This is a genomic window from Marinomonas sp. TI.3.20 (genome assembly GCF_038155025.1).
GTDB lineage: Bacteria > Pseudomonadota > Gammaproteobacteria > Pseudomonadales > Marinomonadaceae > Marinomonas > Marinomonas flavescens.
Map to the genome: position 1 here is coordinate 1 of NZ_JBAKAS010000065.1, position 556 is coordinate 556.

Sequence of the window (556 nt, forward strand, 5' to 3'; positions counted from 1 at the left end):
CTTTAGGTCTTTGGTGATGTTGCGGTAGCCGTAAACACAACCACTCTCAAGCCAATGTGTTTTAATCGTAACGGCAAGTTGGTCATCTTCTTGTTCTCGTCGACTTTTTGGACAGTCCAGCCAAGCGTAAAAACCGCTCCTATGGACTTGCAGTGTTCGACATAAGACAACAATAGAATAGTCGTGGAGCCGTGATTTTATGAACGTGTACTTTTCTTTGACTCCCCGGCAAAGTACACGGCGGCCTCCTTTAGAATATCCCTCTCTTCGGTCACCCGTTTAAGTTCAGATTTGAGCCGTTGGATCTCTGACTGAGCGGAATCTTCCGCTTTTCTGCTCACTCCTGGTTTGCTGTATCGGACAATCCAATCATGCATACTCTTGTAACTCACGCCCAGTCGCTCAGCCACTTCTGTAATCTTATAGCCGCGCTCAGTGACTTGTTTAACGGCTTCAATTTTGAACTCATCGGTATAACGTTTTCCACTCATAATTCACCTCATTTTTACCTATTATTATATAGCTATGAGATGTCTATGAAAGTGGGTCCATACCA

The 556-nt window shown here is 44.4% G+C and carries 1 pseudogene; it reads right to left on the minus strand.

Annotated elements, in window-relative coordinates:
* Positions 1 to 491: pseudogene (locus V6259_RS19570) on the minus strand (transposase); the annotation flags it as partial.
* Between the last annotated feature and the right edge of the window lie 65 nt (positions 492 to 556).